This window comes from Rhodococcus sp. IEGM 1307 (assembly GCF_030056915.1).
GTDB classification, from domain to species: Bacteria; Actinomycetota; Actinomycetes; order Mycobacteriales; family Mycobacteriaceae; genus Rhodococcus_F; species Rhodococcus_F opacus_D.
Map to the genome: position 1 here is coordinate 127,444 of NZ_JASHKW010000025.1, position 16,999 is coordinate 144,442.

Consider the following 16,999-nt stretch of genomic DNA (forward strand, 5'->3'; position numbering starts at 1 on the left):
CGCTGAGACGAGTCATGAACCTGAGATACCTAGAGGAGACGCGTAGAATCTTCGGCGAAATCTCTTTCAGCTGATCCGCCCGGAAGCACTCCAAAGACAAAATCCGCGCCAACCCTGTCATTGACGTCTATTTGTATTGAGACTCCAAGCTGCAGGCACTATTTGCACGTCGGATGCGTCGTCTTGTAGACGAAATCGACAAGCGCGCCGGGGCTCTCCTCATGGTCCCAACCCCAGTCCCCGGCTCGCGCCGGTGAGTCCAACAATCGCTCGCAGGCACCGGACACATCGACCTCTGCCAACTGTAGGCCCGGTTAGGCCGGACGCAGAGCTAATCAGCGGCCTTCACAGATCCTGCAGGACTGGCGGCGGATCCCACAGGATCCCCCTCCAACCATCCAATTGATCGGAGAAATTCTGTGTTGTGGTGTCCGTCAGCGGCCTGTGATCTCTCGTCGGCAATGCGGTCATTGTGCACTTCTTCGAGTGCAGGGGCGGGCCATCATCGTCTCGGTGTCGGGGCAGGACGCCGAGCCCGTGGTAGCGGCGCCCTCCGGTCCTGCGGTCAAAGTGCCGCAGGAATCAACCGGCACGTCAGTTCGGAGGTGGGTCAATGATTGATCCTCGACGGTTACGGGTGCTACGTGCGCTCGCCGACCGCGGCACGGTAACTGCCGCTGAAACGGCGCTGAACCTCTCTCGGCTGTGTCGCAGCAACTGATGGCACTCGAGTCTGAGGTTGGCCAGGAACTGCTGCACGACACGGACACGGCAGGAGGGTACGACTGACTTCGGCCGGTGAGTTGCTAGCCCGGCATTCGGACGCGGTGCTCGCGGAGCTCAACCGGGCTGATGCCAGCATGGCGGCGCACGCCCAGGGCACGATCGGCACCGTAGGAATCGCCGCCTTCGCCTCGTCGGTCATTCATGTGGTCGGCCCGGTCGTTGACTGCACTGTGCTCGGGTACGCCCTCTCATCGTGAACGTCCGGGAGGCCGAGGGCGGGGCCAGCATGTCGCTATTGCTGGATGGCGCGATCGACGTCGCCGTAGCTGTCGGCTACCTGGCGTGGGATGTTGTGCTGGCGGCGAGCCAGCAAGCCAGTTTCACGCCCCGAATTTCACACGTCTCCGACGACTTCCACGCCGAGGCCGCGTTAGCCTCAGTGCCTTTCGGGCGGGTGGCGCACACCATTAGTCGAGATCAACTGCGGCGGGGCCGGCTGGAGTCGAATGGTGGGGTACGAGGACGCGGCCGCCCCACCGTGATGTCGCACTCGACGGGTGGTGCGCTCCGAGACCCACACACCGCGCGGCACATGAATCGACCGAGTCGCTGTAGTCGGCGCCGTTACGATCGGTGATGGCGGGGAACGCCATCACGAGGCAACGAGCGGGGGAACACGCATGTCTGGAGATTAACTCGGAACCGGCTGGTACCTCCGCCGCGCCACCTACCCGTCCCCGAACCCAGTGGTGGCGCTGCTCGACCTCAACCCGAACACGTTGCATATAACCACCGCACCTCTCGCCGACCGTGGCATCACCGCGGCCGCGCATACCGGCAGCGTCCTCGCCCCACTTCCCACGGACATCGGCGTGTTCGACTCCGTGTCCACGAACTTCGTGCTGCACTGCGTGCCCGGTACCTGGGCGGAGAAGGGCCGCGCGTTCGCGCATATCGTCCCGGTCACGGCCGACGACGGGGTTACTTCGGCTCGACCATGCGCGCCACACGCATCGAGTCGTGCATCCGTCGGAGTCTGTTGCCCATTGCATTTGAGGCCGAGAGCCACATTCGCTTACGCCGGGCCCCACAAGTTGTGCCGGACCCGACGCAAAGGCCGCGCGTCAGAACGAGACGTAGCGGTCCAGGTCCAGTACGTTGTCCGTGTGCGTTGATGGCACCACACCTGAGTAAATGGCGGTGTAGCAGTTCGGACAGCTCAATTGGCGGAAAACGACCTCCGCGTCCACATAATTCTCGGGATGTGCGGTCACGTGGGGTCCGGCGAGAGCGCTGGGGCCTTCGAAGAAAGCAACGTTGAGGGTCTCGTCCGTGCGGGGGTCCCCGAGCTCGTGTCCACAGTGTGCGCATGCCACTACATGAATGCCGCCCGATTCGATGGCGACCAGGTTGTCGTCAATTCGTTTGCCAGTTCCCGGCGCATGGCTCTTCCCCGAGCCGTTCGCAGGGGCGATGGATCGTGCTTTCCGCTCCGCCCGGAGTTCGGTTCTTCGCGCATCGGTGGCGGCAAGATCTACGTCCCCGTCGTTGATCAACACACCGTAGGACTGCGCGGCCCCTTCGAGGGTGACCTTGCCTTCGGCGAGGTCGTGGGCCACCAGATGTGGATCACGTAGCAGTGGGTCTCCATAGCCGCCGCCACTCTGCCAATGCATGTAGAGCAGATCGCCGGGTGCGATGAGGGTCTCCCCGTAGCATGGCTGAAGCTCGTGCTCGCCCCTCAGTGCATCCAGGCTGAACGGCACCTCACGCTGGGCGAACCCCTCCTTGACGCCGGTGTTGCGGGCAACTATGCCGACCGCAGTGTTGCCCGGGTAGCCGCCCGCCAGGCCGCCGTTCTGCGAAACGCCCTTGCCTGCCGAGGCGACAACGAGTCCGACCGGCACTTCGGTGCCGTAGGGGATGAAAGCGGCGGAACCGCTCAGTCCGCCTCGCTGCCGGCCTGGTCCCCCTGTGTCGGGTTCTTCTCGCCGCCACAGTGTCATCAATGGGTACAGATACTCGGTCATTTCAACATCGGGGAGACGACCCATGGGGATGCAGAACACTCCGCCGGTGTCCATGCCATCCACCTTGGGGCGCGCGCCGTAGCCCGCTGCTACCACGTCCATGACGATGTTGAGGAATGGCACAGGAACCTCCCCCCTCTGATCGAGTCCGGCCATTACCGCGGTGTCATGCGTGCCGCAGCAGGCGGCTTGCACCCTATCGCGAAACTCGACGGTCCGGTCCATCATCTGGCTGAGGCATTCAGCGACTAATTGCCCTAGCGCCCACGCTGGCCCGATTGGTGCGCGACTGACTGCAGCCGGGTAGGTGGCGTTGACGATAGAGCCTTCCTCGGCGATCAAGTCGAAGCAGCGCATCAGCCCACCGGCGGACCACGGAATGTCGTCGGCGAGCATCGGCATGATCGCGAGCATTGCGCCGCCGCGCAGGCCGGCGTAGGTGCAGTTGATGACACCGGCCTGTTCGTCGGTACCGGTGAAGTCGAAGGTCAGATGATCATCGAGCTTTGTCATCTTCAGCTTGATCTTGTGTACACCGCGATCGCCCTCGTGTGACTGATCCTGATATCCGGACGTTGACCACGTTCCGTCGGGGAGACTCTTGAGCTTGCCGCGAAGGCGACCCTCGGCATCGTTCATCATCCGTTTCATCACGGCCTTCACCGTGTCCGCGCCATAGTGCTCGATGACCTCAAGCAGTCGCTTTCGACCAACAGTGTTGGCGCCGACTTTGGCGCGAAGATCGAGGCTGACCAGCTGTGGGACGCGAGAACGGCGTACCCAGGCGTCGGCCACGTCCTCCTGGACCTCGAAGTCGCGCACCACCTTGATGGGCGGGGTCGGGAGGGCTTCGGAGAAGACGTCCGTCGCAGACGGGCTGAAGGATCCCAGACCCACACCACCGAGGTCGGGTTCGTGACAGATTGCCGACGTCCAGCCGAACAGCTGGCCCTCATGGAAAATCGGTTGGAAGACGATCACGTCATTCTGGTGCAGACCGCCGCCGACCCACGGGTCGTTCGCAAGGAACATGTCGCCCTTGTTGATACCGGGGTTCTTCACCCTGTTCTGCAAGGTCCAGTAGATCGCAAGGTCGATAGCTCCAGCCAGCATGCAGTTGTACAAACCGACCTGAACTTCCTGGCCCACCTCGTCGCAAATGGCAAAGTCGAAATCGTTTGCGTCGGTGACGATCGGCGATCCTGACATGCGCTTGAGGGTCTCACCCATCTCGTTGGTCACCGACCACAGACGGTGGCGGATCACCTCGTACGTGAGCGGGTCGAGGTCGTCGATCTGCTTCTGCGTGACCGTGTGAACGGGCAGCGTCCCGTCGAGGCTTTCGATCAGCACTTCTGGGTCGATCGGCCGGCTCGAGAAGCGCTCGGATCCGGGGATTGTCGTTGCTGACATTTCGTTTCCTCAGTTCTGGATTCAGTCGCGAGTGATGATGTGAAGGTTGCCGAGGCGGTCGACGGTGCCGCTCATCTTTGGCGGAACAACCACAGTCGTGGTCTGCACCTCGATAACCGCAGGGCCAGCGACCACATGGTCCGCCCGCAGCTTGCGGTAGTCGTAAATCGGGGTCTCCACGAAGCCGATCTGAGCGTCGAGACATACCCGACGTGTAGCGACCTGCGCGTCTCTGGGGTCGCTGTCCGAAGCCTTCTCAAGTTCAGGCATATGAGGATCGAACGGAAGCACGCCCGTAGCCTGTACACGAAGGGTGATCGACTGGATGCCTGCTGCCGAGAAGCCAGTCCCTTCCCCGTACAAGCTCGCGTACTTACGCTCGAACTCGTTCATCGCATCCACCATGTCAGCCTCCGTCAGCCCACCCGAGGGGACTGTGACACTGACCTCCGCGAGCTGAGCGGTATATCGCAAGTCCATCTCACGGAAATACAGGATCTCCTTGAAAGAGAGCCCCTGACGGTCGAGTGCTTCGCTGAGTCGCTTCTCGAGGTCTTCGAAGTGCTTCTGGGTTGCGGATGGGGAGACGGGCATCTGTCCTGGATCGGAAAGCTCCTGTGCCAGTACCACGTCCGACGCCGCGAGGCCGAAAGCGGAGAATCCGGAGGCGACCGGACCGAGCGGCACGACTACCTCCCGGATGTCGACCTCAGCCGCGTAGCCCGCACAATAGGCAGGGCCGGCGCCGCCGAAGGCATACAGCACGAAGTCGCGAGGATCGTGCCCAGCTTCGACCACGGTCTTGCGTAGCAGGTCGCCGGTCTGAGCGTTCTGGATCGCGTAAATTGCCGCTGCTGCATCTTCGACTGAGAGTCCGAGTGGCTCGGCAATGTGGGACCGAATCGCTTCGCGCGAGGCCTCGACGTCGAGCTTCTTGCGTCCGCCGACAAGGCCTGTCTCCGGAAGAATGCCTAGTACGAGATTGGCGTCGGTATTGGTCGGCTCCACGCCGCCGGCCCCGTAGCAGGCGGGGCCGGGAACAGACTGCGCCGAACGTGGGCCAACTTGCAGGTTCCCGCCTCGATCGATCCAGGCGATGGCGCCGCCACCGGATCCGATGGCGTGAACCTCGAGGGTAGGCACGTTGATCGGGTGGTGATTGATGATGGTCTGGCTGGTCCGGACGGGCTCACCGTCGACCACAAGCCCAACGAGGAACGTGGTTCCACCCACGTCAGTCGAAATTATGTTCTTGTGGCCGAGCTGTTGGCCCAGGTTCACAGCACCAACGACACCGCCAGTGAGCACCGAGCCAATGGTGCTGATGGCTGTCGCGGGAGCCTCCGCGGCGGCGATGGCGCCACCGTTGCTCTGCATGACCAGCAGGGGGCCCCGCAAGCCGGCATCTGCAAGGCGGGATTCCAGCTCGCCGAGGTAGTCACGCAGTCCAGGACCGATCTGGGCGCTCATAATCGTGGTCGAAGAGCGAGAAAATTCCCGGATGCGAGGGCTCACCTCATGGGAGAGAGCCACGAAGACATCCGGGTCGATCTCGTGAATGATGTCGCGAACCCGAAGCTCGTGCACCGGATTACGGAACGACCACAGCAAAGAGACTGCGATAGAACGAATATCCTGACCGAGAACGTCTTCCACTGAGTTCCGCACGGACTGCTCATCGAGCTCGATGACCACGTTTCCTGCGTGATCAACCCGCTCGGTAATCTCGAAGGCTTGACTCTTGGGAATGAGATGGGTCTTGGTTTGGCCCATGACGTTTTGCAGCTCGTGCGGAGCTGAGCCGAGATAGCGACCCTCGACGTTCATGATGTAGATCGAGTCGCGGTGCCCCACGGTTGTCAGGAAGCCGACGTCGGGGACATTGCCCATGACCAAAGCATTGAGCGAAGAAGTCGTTCCATGCGCGATGTGGTGGGTCTTGCCGAGCATGACCTCGACTGGTTCGCCAAGGTTCTCGGCCAGCTGAACGATGACATCCATGACGCCCTGCGAGTAGTCCGGCGGGGTGGAAGGGGTTTTAGCAGCAACAATCGATCCGTTGCCGTCATCGAGGACCGCATCGGTAAAAGTGCCACCAACGTCTACTCCAATGACGTAGGCCATTGATACTCCCTGTCTGTACAAGCTCGAAGTTTGCTATCGATGTGATCCACAACATAGTAAGAACTTACGCACTTGTCAATGTGTAAACACAAACGTCAAACTTGGAGATGGGCTCGCGGACTCGGCACCGCGGCACGGCTCCGCCAACGAGGGCGGGTCATGCTGACGTAGGAGAACGATCTGGAGTACATGCCCTACGCAAACGAGGTTGGTCGGTCTCGGCGACTCGGAAGTAGTCCCGCCGCTTTTATCTGTGTCCCGGCGATGAGACGGGTGGAGGTAGGACGTCCCTGACCAACAGGCACCGGCGCCGGGCCATCCATTAGGGGCGGCACCGGTGCCTGCCGATCAGTCGACGAACGAAAGCTGTCCGGTCGAGGGACCAAACTTACAGCTTGTCACCGGTCGAGGCACCCATCATGGGCACCGTCGTCGTCCACGTCCTCCGACATATCGAACAGCACATAGGTCGCTCTCGGGGCGAGAAAGTAGTCCACGAAGGCGAGGAACGGACCGGCGAAAATCCTGAAAAGTGTTGTCATTGCTTCCTAAGACAGAAGTGGAATCCGCAGTTCGGAGAATCCGTAATGGGCCGCGGAGAACTACAGGACGAGGCGACGGCCTTCCCCTCGGTGCTTGTGGAGTGCCTCCGATGTGCAGATGATTCGTGCACAGATCCAAGTGGTGCGCGGTCTGGTCCTTTCTCCTTGGCTGAGTGGGCCAAACCAAACGGGGTCCACTCTTCAGCGGCCGGCGGTTGTATGACTACTCGCCGCCCGGGGATTCGACCGCAAGGCTCCGAGGTCGGCGGAACATGTAAAATTCATGAGTCGACGTAAGGATGACTGCGCCTTCGTTGGCGAGCGTCTTGCTCACCGTGATCAGTGCCCTCGTGTCGTCGCGCATGTCGATGCTGTCGATGACCAGCGAACCGTGCAGTGTCATGCCGGGCCGGGCCGGGGCACGGAAGCTGACGTCGGAGATCCGGCGGCCAGCCAGAATCGCCCAATGTCGGTATACGTTCAGTATCGCGAGCCGTTGCAGGATGGCCATGGAATACAGACCGCTGGCGATCGTCCCTCCAAAGTGCCCGACCCCGGCCTGTTCATCGTGAATGTCGTGCGGATCCCATTGCCGCGAGAATTCGAGGACTTCATCCATCGTGACGGCGTAGCTTCCCAGGTCATAGGCGGTACCCGCTACTACGTCCTCGGCGTAAACAACTTTGTCCACCAGTGGCCACCCTTTCGTGCGTGTCACTCAACGGTTTTGGTCGCATGGGTGCTTCCATACCGAACCGCTCGCCTTGTTGAGTACGCCCCGAGCGAGCACGAGATCTGTCGACGGCATCGCACAGCTTCCGTGCGAGCAGTTGAAGTGTACCCGACTTTAGTGTCGAACCTTTGACTCAAGTGTTTCCCTGTTTTAGGCTCGTCTCCCGCATTCATCTCAAGCGAAGCGCAAAATAGGAGTGCAGTGATCGACTGGGCAAACCGGCTCTCGCCGTATCCACCGGACATGGTTGACCGATATCGAGCGCTCGGCCTGTGGGGCGACTTCCCACTGGCGCGTGAATTCCACGAGGTGGCTCGACGACACCCGGCTCGCATCGCCGTCGTCACCGAGGAAAGTTCGTTGACATATGCAGAACTCGACGAGCTCACAGACCGCCTGGCGATGGGCCTGCGCGATCACGGCCTGGAGTCCGGTGGACGGGTCATCGTGCAGCTCACGAACCGGATCAAGACAGTGGTCGCGTGGTACGGCATGCTCAAAGCCGGACTCATCCCAGTGTGCACGCTTGCCGCTCACCGTGCACACGAGATCGGCTCGATCAGCCGCAAAATCGAGGCCGTCGCCCATTTGGTCGAGCACAGTGCGTCCGGCTTCGACATGGTTGCCTTCGCTGTCGAGCAGACCCAGGGGCACCCCACTATGCGCCACGTACTGACGCTTGACGCCGACGCGGGCGCCGCGGGTACTCGCCTCGAGGATCTCATCGAGCAGTCAGATCCGGCACAGTCGCGCCGCGTCGTGGAATCCCTGCAGCAGCACATCGATCCTGATGAAATAGTGACCTTCCAACTGTCAGGGGGCACAACGGGCGTGCCAAAAATAATTCCGCGACTTCACGCGGAGTACTGGTACAACGCGAAGGCATATGCCGCCGTCCGCCACTGGGACGAGAACTCACGCGTCGCCCACCTGATACCGATCATCCATAATGCAGGCATCACCTGCGGTGTCCACGCGGCGCACTCCGTTGGCGGAACGCTCGTGCTGGCCACGGCGAGCCTCGATCAAGCGCTACCCGTCATGATCCGCGAAAGAGCCACGGCGATCCTGATCGGCCACGCTCACTTCGGAATGGTCGCGCACCCGTTGTTCGACGAGACCGCGGGGACACTCGAGCAGGTACTCCTCTCCGGAGCCAAAGTTCCAGAAAAGGTCTTTGACGCTTTCGAGAGTCGGGGCGTGCAGGTCGGTCAAAAGTTCGGGATGGGTGAAGGGCTGTTCACCACGACGGACTTCGGCTTGCCACGCGAACTGCGATTGACATCAGTCGGCCTACCGATCTCCGACGAAGACGAGTTCAGGGTCATCGACCCAGGCACGTTGGTCGAACTCCCCGACGGAGAGGCGGGCGAACTTATATGCCGCGGTCCGTACACAATTCGGGGCTACTTCGACGCGCCAGAGATCAACCAGACGAGTTTCACCAGCGATGGCTTTTACCGGACCGGCGATCTCGTGAAAGTCGTCGTCATCGGCGGCCGTCGCACCATCGCGATGGAGGGACGCATCAAGGATTTGGTCAATCGGGGCGGCGAGAAGATCAGTGCCGAAGAAATAGAGGGGCTTTTGGTGAAGCACCCGCGGATCTCATCGGCCGCGGTGGTCGCGATGCCAGACGATCGGCTGGGAGAGAGAGCATGCGCCTATTTGATCGCGCAGGGTCAGCCCTTGAGCGTCGCAGAGGTGCAAGAACACTTACAGAATCTTGGTGTCGCGAAGTTCAAGTGGCCCGAGCGTCTGGAGTGGATCGGTGAAATGCCAAGGACACCCGTAGGAAAATTGGACAAAAATCGGCTGCGCCAGGACATTCTCGTCAAACTGCAGGGCCCTCCCAACTAAGACGAGGGTTGCGAGCTGGAGTGGTCCGGAGTTCGCCGCTGCGGGTAACGCTCCCCTGCAATCTATGCCACGGAACATCGCACTTCACTGGGTCGGAGTTCGCGGGCCCAGATTTCGCGGCTCTGGCCTTGCACCCCGCAGCGCTGTATCGACCAACTGTTGGGTCGCGGCTGCCGACAACGGCTCGCCCGTGACCAGCAGGCGGAAGTAGAGCGGTCCGGTCAGCATGTCAATCAGCAGGTCGTGGTCTACGTCGGCTCGAATATCTCCTTCTTCGGTGGCCTCAGCGAGTAGGCGACGCGTCAGTTCGAAAAGTGGCCGCAGGAATCGCTGCCGAAACGCGTGGGCCATCTGGGGGTCGTGCTGGGCGTCTCCGAGCAGGCCAGCGACGACCGCACCGTTGGGTCCCCCTAGGAATTCGGTGGCAATTCGCAGCTGTCGGCGCAGGCTTTCGATCGCAGGGCCATCATCGACGAACCAGCCGACCGGGTCCCGCTCTTCGAGGAGTGCGTCCATGGCGACGTCGGCGCGATTGTTCCACCAGCGGTAGATAGTGCCCTTGCCCACGCCGCTTCGTTCTGCGATCGAGTCGACGGTGAGCCGGGCAAACCCCACCTCCTGCAACAGCGCCTTGGTCGCTTCCATGACGGACTGGCGCACTCGTTCTCTCGGACCACGACGTCCGATTGCGGTGTTGGCGTCGGCACTCGAAGCAACATTCGGAATATTCACAGAGACAGACTACGGCCCAAAAACTAGACGATCCGTATCGTTCTGTTGTATCGTGATGCGTGTCACGCACCAAGCGCTCGAAAGGACTTTCAAATGCAGGCAGCGACGAAGTGCCCGTTCGATCATCACGCGATCAACGACGTCGAGACGGTGTGGGGAACGTACGAAGGCCTGCGCGAACAGGGCGTGGTGTTCTCGCCGGAGCACGGTGGCTTCTATGTGCTGTCGAAGCATGAGCACGTTCTTTCGGCGCTCCGCGACCCCGACACCTTCGCCTCTGGCCAGGGCACCCGAATCCCTGCCATCGGTGATGGGCTGATCATCCCACTCGACACCGACCCGCCCCGCCATACCGAATACCGCGCACTGATCAGCGAACGAATCACACCTGACTCGGTGCGCGGCATGGTTGGTGCGCTGCGGGGACTGATCGAAGGGCTCGTAGACGATTTCTATGCCAAGGGCGGTGGTGACTGGGTCACTGAAGTGGGCCTTCCACTTCCACTCAATGTCTTGGTACATGTCGTCGGGTTCACTCCGGAGACGGTCACTCACTTCCGCGATCTGACCGAGGAGTCATGGAAAGTCATTTCCGAAACGGATCTGCTGGAAGCCCGCGCCGGTCTTCAAGACCTCGTTCGCGGAGAAGTTCAGAGGCACAGAGAAACCCGGCCCGACGACTACATCACGTGGTTGCTCGACAAGGAGGTCGACGGTCGACCGATCGCCGACGATGAGCTGGAAAGGATCCTTCTCGCCTTCGCGGTTGCCGGTCATGAGACCACGATGAACGCCTCGGGTTCGATGCTCCGCTACTTGGCCGACGACCCGGCTCGACAGACTCGTCTGCGCGAGCAGCCGGAACTGATCCCTGCGTTCGTCGAAGAGGTTCTCCGCTACAGCTCCCCCGTGCAGTGCATTGGTCGCTTCGTAACCCGTGACGTCGAAGTGGGTGGGATTAACATTCCTGCCGGCTCCCGCGTCCTTCTTGTCTATGCGGGAGCCAATCGCGATCTGGAGAGGTTCGATCGCGCCGACGAGTTCGACGTCGACCGAAGCGCTGCAGGCCATCTCGCGTTTGGATTCGGTCGCCACCAGTGCCCAGGAGCTTTGCTGGCACGTACCGAACTGCGTTTGATACTCGAAAAGCTCATCACTCTGCCGGAGGTCGAGTACGCCGGCGATCCCGACTTCGGAGCCCTGGGCGGTGGCACGATGAACGGTCCCGTGTCCCTCCCACTGCGCTTCGCTGCGAACCTGTCCCCGAACGAAAGAGGAGTTGCCTGACATGGCAGATCAGATCACCGTTTCTTCGCCCACCGAGGTGCTCGAGCTCGATCTCGACAAGTGCAACGGGTACGGCAACTGCGTGCTCGCTGCGCCCGAGATGTTCGAGCTCGACTTGACTTCCAATCTGCCCATTCTCCTCAAAGACGAATGGGCAGATGATGAGCGAGCAACATTAACCGCGGCCGTTGCTGACTGTCCGGCTGCCGCACTCCGGCTACGTAAGCGTGAAGGCTGACGTGAGCCCTACCTCGACATCCAACCGCGTAATCGCTATTGCTGGCGCCTCGGTGGCCGGCGTGCGTTGCGCCACCGCGCTTCGAGACCAGGGCTTTCAGGGCGAGTTGGTCTTGCTTGATTCGGAGGAAGGGTCGCCCTACGACAAGCCCCAGCTCTCCAAGCGCATCCATACTGGCGATGAACTGAATTTGATCGTTGAGAAATCCGTCCTGGTCGAGCGGGGAATCACATTCTGCCCCGGTGTTACTGCTACGGGACTGGACGTGGATGCCCGGGTCCTGGAGACCTCGCAAGGTTCGGTCACATTCGATGAGTTGATCATTGCCACTGGTTGCAGGCCAAAGCCACTCCCGCACCCACTTCCCGCACGGGCGGGTTACGTACGCACCCGGCAGGATTGGGAGCGACTGAAGGATGCAGTGCAACGTGGTGGCCACCTACTTGTCGTGGGCGGGGGCTTTCTGGGACTGGAGGCCGCGGCTGCTGCCACCTGTCTCGGAATGAAGGTCACGGTCGTGGACGTGGCGCCCCGAATTCTGACCCGAGGCATTCCGGAGGCGGCGGCAGCGGTGATCGCTAGTAGGCATGCCGCGGAAGGGGTAGATTTTCGCCTGAGTGAGCAGAATCCGATGCTGGATGGAGATGACCACCTGGTTTGGATCGATGGCACACAGGGGCACTACGCGCTCGCATCGATCGGTGCTGTGCCCAACGTGGAATGGTTGGCTGGCTCTAGGCTCACGATCGATGACGGGGTGGTCTGCGGCGACGGTTTGGCGGTGGCTCCCGGGGTTTGGGCCGTTGGTGATTGCGCACGATGGGTCAACCCCCGCTACGACCGACTCGAGCGTCATGAGCACTGGACGACCGCAGTCAGACATGCTCAACACGTGGCGAAGTCGATCGTCACTGGCACATCCGCGCCGATGGTAGAAGTGCCCTACGTGTGGTCCGACCAGTTCGATCTGAAGATTCAATCCGTCGGCCGGATTGGCACAGAGGAACTCCATTTTGTCTCCGAATCCGGCGGGCACGTCGTAGTTTCTGCAACGGACGACAGGGTGAGCGGCGTGACCACCATCAACGCCCAAGCGCTGTGCCTCAAATCAAGGCAGCTCTTGAAAACCGATGATCCTGCTGTCCACCGAGTGATCGACACCCTCGGACTGGCAGACTTCACACACGTCAGCTGACCGAACCGCACCCCACCTCCCCGACACGTCCGGGTAGTGGAGGGACACGAATGAGGCAACCCACGACCACATCAACATAGTTCACCTTCGCGAGCAGCCGAATCTGATTCCAGGCGTTCGTCGAAGACGTTCTCCTCCAAGGCGTTCCCGTGCGGTGCATGGGCCGCCGTGGTTTACCCAGTAGCAAATCGAGAGGGACAGGGCGACGATGCAAGAGATCGACTTCACGAACTTGGGCCTGCCGCAGGGCACAAAGATAGCAATCATCGGCGGACACGGCGGCATCGGCGCAGCGATGACCTCGCGGGCCCGCGAGGCTGGTGCAGACGTCATCGCATTCGACACCCCGTCGGCTATCTCGGAACGCGGCGAGATCCCCGGTGTGCTCAACCTGGAGATCGACGTGCTCTACGAGACCTCTGTCTCAGACGCCGCCAAAGCGGTTCAGAAGCAGTGGGGAGAAGTCGACGCCGTCGTCTACGTCAGCGGCATCGGTGACGCGGACACACCAACGCTCGATTACTCGGTTGAGCGGTGGGACAAAGTGCAGGCTGTCAATCTGCGCGGCGCATTCTTGGCAACTCAGTCATTTGCGCCACTGCTCAATCGGGGTACTGGAACGCTGACCTTCATCGGCTCGACGGTCGCTATCCAGCCGCCGCCGGGGCTGGGCGCCTACAGTGCCTCTAAGGCCGGCGTCGTCGCCTTCGCCAAGTCGGTCGCCAAAGAACTCGCACCGGACATCCGTGTGAACGTCGTCTCCCCGGGCATCACCGAAACCGCATTCCTTGCGGGCGGGTCCGGGCAGGGCTTGGGAGGCCAGCCCATCTCGGGCGAGAGCTGGTTCGGGGACGAGGCCTATCAGAAGCGTCTCGCGATGATCTTGCAGGGCCGCCTGGCCAATCCCGACGACATAGTTGCGCCCACCCTGTTCCTGATGGGCGCCGGCGCCCGCTACATAACTGGTCAGACCATTCATGTAAACGGCGGACTTTACCTGCCCTGAACCCGCTTCACAATCGAATCACCGAGGGAGAGCAATGGAGACGTTCAAAATGCGGATCGGCGCCGATTGGTGCGAGGCCGCTTCCGGAGAATGGATCAGCACCGAGAACCCCTACACGGGTGAGGAGTGGGCACGCATCCCGCGTGGTGGTGAAGCGGACGCGGATGCGGCCGTTGAAGCCGCCCATCAAGCGGGACAGGGCGAATGGAAAACGCTGACCGCAACTCAGCGCGGTCGGTTGCTATACCAGTTTGCCCGACTCATCCGCGAGAAGGGGCAGCGATTGGCCGACCTCGAGGTCACCGACATCGGCAGACGCCGGAAAGAAGCCCTGGGGGTGGTCGATCACCTCGCCAGTTATTACGAGTACTACGCAGGCCTGGCCGACAAGATTGAGGGCTCCGTCACTCCGTTCGACAAACCAGGATTCCTGCACTACACCGTTCACGAGCCTATGGGCGTTGTGGTTTGCATCGTTCCGTGGAACGGGCCGCTGTTGCTCGCGAGCATGAAGATCGCGCCCGCTCTCGCTGCCGGGTGCACCGTCGTCGTGAAGCCGTCCGAATTCGCCTCAGCCTCGATCATTCACCTCGCTGAGCTGGCCGAAGAGGCCGGCTTCCCGCCAGGCGTCTTCAACGTGGTGACGGGGTACGGAAAAGAGATCGGCGACACCTTGACCTCGCATCCGTTGGTCCGCAAGGTCGCTTTCACTGGCGGACACGTTGGCGGGCGTGCAGTGGCACAGTCCGCTGCCCAAGGGTTCAAGCACATCACGTTGGAACTTGGGGGGAAGTCGCCGAACATCGTCTTCGAAGACGCGGACCAGGACGAGGCTCTCGCTGGCGTCAGCATGGCCATCTTCAACACCTCCGGGCAGGCTTGCCTTGCGGGTTCACGACTGCTGGTACAGCGATCAATCGCGGACTCCTTCGTAGAGAAGCTGGCCGACCACATGCGTAAGGCCAAACTCGGGGACCCCACAGATCTCGACACCGACATCGGCCCAATCGCCACGAGACCACAGTTCGACAGCGTGCTCAACCATTTGCGCATCGCGAAGAAAGAGGGCGCCACAGCTGTCTTGGGTGGCGACCGGGACAGGCTGACCGGCGGAGAAGACGGGTTGTTTGTCGAGCCGACCATTTTCACCAATGTCACAAGCGACATGCGCATCGCGCGCGAAGAGGTCTTCGGTCCAGTACTCGTCGTCATCCCGTTCGACACGGATGAGGAGGCCGTGCAGATCGCGAACGACACCAGCTTCGGACTCGCTGCCGGCCTATGGACGTCCAGTTTAGAACGCGCGCTAGAGATCCCCCGACAGTTGCAAGCTGGCACGGTATGGGTCAACACATACCGCACCGTAAGCGTGATGGCCCCGTTCGGCGGCTTCAAAGACTCGGGCATTGGTCGCGAGAACGGGCGAGCAGCGGTCGAGGATTACCTCGAAACGAAGAGCATTGTCATCCGACCTAGCACCAGCACCGTCTGAAGAAGCACACCGGACAGGAGAGAATGAGGATGAAGGTACTGATCAGCGGTGGTGGCATTGGGGGTCTTGCACTTGCCTTGTCGCTGCACCAGCGCCTCGACGACGTCGAGGTCCACGTATACGAAGCAGCGTCTACGTTCAAGCCTCTGGGGCTAGGGATAAATTTGATGCCGCATGCCACCCGAGTGCTATCGCAGCTAGGCCTGGGCGAGCAGCTGACCGAGCTAGCAGTCGAAGCGCAGGAGTTTGCCTTCTACACCTCGCAAGGCCAGCACATCTACAGCGAACCCACCGGGTTGCGCGCCGGCCACGCGTACCCGCATCTCTCCATCCATCGGGTCGACCTGCATCACGTTCTGTACCACACGGTCGTCGACCGTATCGGCGCGGACCGAATTCACACCGATCGCAGGCTCGTGGATCTCGCACAGGACGACAACTCTGTCACAGCCGAATTCGCCGATCACACCGGTAAACCGATAGATACCGCGACTGGCGATGTACTCATCGGCGCAGACGGCCTACACTCCGCAGCGCGTAAGAAGTTCTATCCATATGAGGACGCCCCGGTCTTTCACGGCATCAACATGTGGCGCGGTGTCACGCTGGCGAAGCCGTTTCTCACCGGGGCCAGCGCCACCCGGATCGGTGCGCTTCGTAGGACCGGCAAGCTCACGGTCTACCCGATGCGCGACGACATCGACGGCGAGGGTACGCAGCTTATCAACTGGGTCGCTGAGATCGTCACGGACAAAGCTTCCCCGACGGATTGGAGCGCCCCGGGAAGAGTCGACGACTTCATCCAATTTTTCGAGGACTGGAAGTTCGACTGGCTCGATTGCGACGCGCTGCTCCGCAACGCCGAGAGCATCCTGTCTTATCCGATGGTCGACCGAGACCCCCTGGAACGGTGGACTTTCGGTCGGGTAACCCTGCTTGGAGACGCCGCCCACCCAATGTACCCACGTGGCGGAAACGGCGCCGCTCAAGCCATCCTTGATGCGGAGGCTCTCGCCGGTCATCTATCTCAACAACGCGACCCGAAAGCAGCTCTCGCAGACTACGAGAAAGAGCGCCTGCCTATCGTCAACAATATTGTGCTCACAAACCGGGCCAGCCCGCCTGACGTTCTCATCGAGACCGTAGAAGAACGGACCGGCGGCGCCATCTTCGAACGTATCGAGGACGTCATCTCGATTGAGGAAATCACAGCAATCAGCATGGGCTACCAAAAGGTGGCCGGGTACGACACTGCGACCGTGGCCAGCAAATAGCTTGCACCCGCCCGGTTCCAACCGGGGGGTGCGGTTCGGTCAGCTGACGGTGTGAATAATGTAGTTTCCTCTGTGCCAATCCGGCCGACGGATTGAATCTTCATATCGAACTGGTCGGACCACACGTAGGGCACTTCTACCATCGGCGAGATGTGCCGGTGACGATCGACTTCGTTACGTGTTGAGCATGTCTGACTGCGGTCGTCCAGTGCTCATGGCACTCGAGTTGGGTTGAATCATCGCGCGCAATCACCAACCGGCCCAAACCCCGGGAGCCACCGCCGAATCGCCGTCACAAGATTGCCGCTTGGTCACAGGCATCACCGGCGTGCTTGGTCGACGCGGGG

Annotated in this window: 12 protein-coding genes; 7 read left to right on the top strand and 5 right to left on the bottom strand. The window is 61.3% G+C overall.

What is annotated here, in order from left to right; translation table 11 throughout:
- Positions 1-1,850: 1,850 nt before the first annotated feature.
- The 4 genes from QM841_RS35995 to QM841_RS36010 form a co-directional block, all read right to left on the bottom strand.
- Entirely contained in the window at positions 1,851-4,169 is a 2,319-nt protein-coding gene (locus QM841_RS35995; RefSeq protein WP_283335657.1) for a hydantoinase B/oxoprolinase family protein, read from the bottom strand.
- Positions 4,170-4,190: 21 nt separating this feature from the next.
- Positions 4,191-6,293 carry a hydantoinase/oxoprolinase family protein gene (locus QM841_RS36000; protein WP_283335658.1) on the bottom strand — a complete coding sequence of 701 codons (2,103 nt, stop codon included), beginning with the start codon at positions 6,291-6,293 and terminating at the stop codon, positions 4,191-4,193.
- Between the two features lie 398 nt (positions 6,294-6,691).
- Positions 6,692-6,835 carry a hypothetical protein gene (locus QM841_RS36005; RefSeq protein ID WP_283335659.1) on the bottom strand — a complete coding sequence of 48 codons (144 nt, stop codon included), beginning with the start codon at positions 6,833-6,835 and terminating at the stop codon, positions 6,692-6,694.
- 223 nt (positions 6,836-7,058) lie between these two features.
- Entirely contained in the window at positions 7,059-7,526 is a 468-nt protein-coding gene (locus QM841_RS36010) for a MaoC/PaaZ C-terminal domain-containing protein (protein ID WP_105417721.1), read from the bottom strand.
- A gap of 243 nt (positions 7,527-7,769) precedes the next feature.
- Here QM841_RS36010 and QM841_RS36015 point away from each other — a divergent pair, with 243 nt between their 5' ends.
- Positions 7,770-9,428, top strand: coding sequence for a (2,3-dihydroxybenzoyl)adenylate synthase (locus QM841_RS36015; protein WP_283335660.1), 1,659 nt, complete (start codon positions 7,770-7,772; stop codon positions 9,426-9,428).
- 84 nt (positions 9,429-9,512) lie between these two features.
- Here the strand turns inward: QM841_RS36015 and QM841_RS36020 are convergent, their stop codons facing one another.
- The gene (locus QM841_RS36020; RefSeq protein WP_105417725.1) at positions 9,513-10,073 is read right to left on the bottom strand and encodes a TetR/AcrR family transcriptional regulator; all 561 of its coding nucleotides are present in this window, start codon (positions 10,071-10,073) and stop codon (positions 9,513-9,515) included.
- A gap of 180 nt (positions 10,074-10,253) precedes the next feature.
- Here QM841_RS36020 and QM841_RS36025 point away from each other — a divergent pair, with 180 nt between their 5' ends.
- From QM841_RS36025 to QM841_RS36050, 6 genes are all read left to right on the top strand, one after another.
- On the top strand, positions 10,254-11,447 hold the full coding sequence (locus tag QM841_RS36025; RefSeq protein ID WP_283335661.1) for a cytochrome P450: 1,194 nt from the start codon (positions 10,254-10,256) through the stop codon (positions 11,445-11,447).
- Position 11,448: 1 nt separating this feature from the next.
- Positions 11,449-11,685 (top strand): ferredoxin, encoded by a 237-nt coding sequence (locus QM841_RS36030; RefSeq protein ID WP_283335662.1) that lies wholly within the window; start codon positions 11,449-11,451, stop codon positions 11,683-11,685.
- Complete coding sequence (locus tag QM841_RS36035; protein ID WP_283335663.1) at positions 11,675-12,880, top strand: NAD(P)/FAD-dependent oxidoreductase; 1,206 nt, start codon at positions 11,675-11,677, stop codon at positions 12,878-12,880. The genes QM841_RS36030 and QM841_RS36035 overlap by 11 nt, the downstream gene beginning before the upstream one ends.
- Positions 12,881-13,088: 208 nt before the next feature.
- Entirely contained in the window at positions 13,089-13,886 is a 798-nt protein-coding gene (locus QM841_RS36040; protein ID WP_283335665.1) for an SDR family NAD(P)-dependent oxidoreductase, read from the top strand.
- A gap of 34 nt (positions 13,887-13,920) precedes the next feature.
- Positions 13,921-15,378: an aldehyde dehydrogenase gene (locus QM841_RS36045; RefSeq protein WP_283335667.1), complete on the top strand. Its 1,458-nt coding sequence runs from the start codon at positions 13,921-13,923 to the stop codon at positions 15,376-15,378.
- A 29-nt stretch (positions 15,379-15,407) separates the two neighbouring features.
- Positions 15,408-16,652: a flavin-dependent oxidoreductase gene (locus QM841_RS36050; RefSeq protein WP_283335669.1), complete on the top strand. Its 1,245-nt coding sequence runs from the start codon at positions 15,408-15,410 to the stop codon at positions 16,650-16,652.
- Positions 16,653-16,999: the final 347 nt, after the last annotated feature.

Excerpts from the sequence above, each read along its gene's own strand:
- QM841_RS36020 (WP_105417725.1), bottom strand. The coding sequence starts at position 10,073 with ATGGAAGCGACCAAGGCGCTGTTGCAGGAGGTGGGGTTTGCCCGGCTC.
- QM841_RS36040 (WP_283335665.1), top strand. The coding sequence starts at position 13,089 with ATGCAAGAGATCGACTTCACGAACTTGGGCCTGCCGCAGGGCACAAAG.
- QM841_RS36000 (WP_283335658.1), bottom strand. The coding sequence starts at position 6,293 with ATGGCCTACGTCATTGGAGTAGACGTTGGTGGCACTTTTACCGATGCG.
- QM841_RS36030 (WP_283335662.1), top strand. The coding sequence starts at position 11,449 with ATGGCAGATCAGATCACCGTTTCTTCGCCCACCGAGGTGCTCGAGCTC.
- QM841_RS36050 (WP_283335669.1), top strand. The coding sequence starts at position 15,408 with ATGAAGGTACTGATCAGCGGTGGTGGCATTGGGGGTCTTGCACTTGCC.
- QM841_RS36025 (WP_283335661.1), top strand. The coding sequence starts at position 10,254 with ATGCAGGCAGCGACGAAGTGCCCGTTCGATCATCACGCGATCAACGAC.
- QM841_RS36045 (WP_283335667.1), top strand. The coding sequence starts at position 13,921 with ATGGAGACGTTCAAAATGCGGATCGGCGCCGATTGGTGCGAGGCCGCT.
- QM841_RS35995 (WP_283335657.1), bottom strand. The coding sequence starts at position 4,169 with ATGTCAGCAACGACAATCCCCGGATCCGAGCGCTTCTCGAGCCGGCCG.
- QM841_RS36005 (WP_283335659.1), bottom strand. The coding sequence starts at position 6,835 with ATGACAACACTTTTCAGGATTTTCGCCGGTCCGTTCCTCGCCTTCGTG.